This window comes from Hydrogenoanaerobacterium sp., assembly GCF_032017025.1.
Lineage (GTDB): Bacteria > Bacillota > Clostridia > Oscillospirales > Ruminococcaceae > Hydrogenoanaerobacterium.
On record NZ_DALZQO010000008.1, the window covers coordinates 1 to 575 of the forward strand.

Consider the following 575-nt stretch of genomic DNA (forward strand, 5'->3'; position numbering starts at 1 on the left):
ACAAAAATGAATGCGTCATTGCTACAGGAGATAAGGACAGCCTGCAGCTGATTGTCCACTACGTCACCGTGCGCCTTGCCACCACCAAAATGGGGCAACCGGACGCCACCCTGTACGATACCGCCGCATTTCGTGAACGTTACGGCATCGACCCCATTCAGCTAATCGACCTCAAGGCGATTATGGGTGACAGCTCCGACAACATCCCCGGTGTCAAGGGAATTGGTGAAAAGGGCGCAACGCAGCTTATTACACAGTATGGCTCGGTGGAAAAAATTTATGAGCAGATCGATACCATCGATGTAAAACCCGCCATGCGGCAAAAGCTGATTGCCGACCGCGACATGGCCTTTCTTTCGAAAGAGCTGGCCACTATTTTTTGTGAAGTACCCGTCTGCACCGACTTTGACTGCTACAAGCGCGGTGAAATTCAGCACGGTGAGGCTGCGCGCTTGCTCTCAAGGCTTGAAATGTACAAAATGATTGATCGGCTGGGTGTAAACGCTGACGGTGCAGCCACGGTTGTATCGGACGGCGGGCAGCCCGCAGCCCCCGCCTCTGTTTTGCTTGTGACC

1 protein-coding gene is annotated in these 575 nt (G+C 53.6%); it reads left to right on the plus strand.

The genetic code is table 11. The features are described 5' to 3' along the window. The coding region (locus tag RTV33_RS06440) for a 5'-3' exonuclease H3TH domain-containing protein (RefSeq protein ID WP_312642682.1) at positions 1–575 on the plus strand (575 nt) is incomplete at both ends.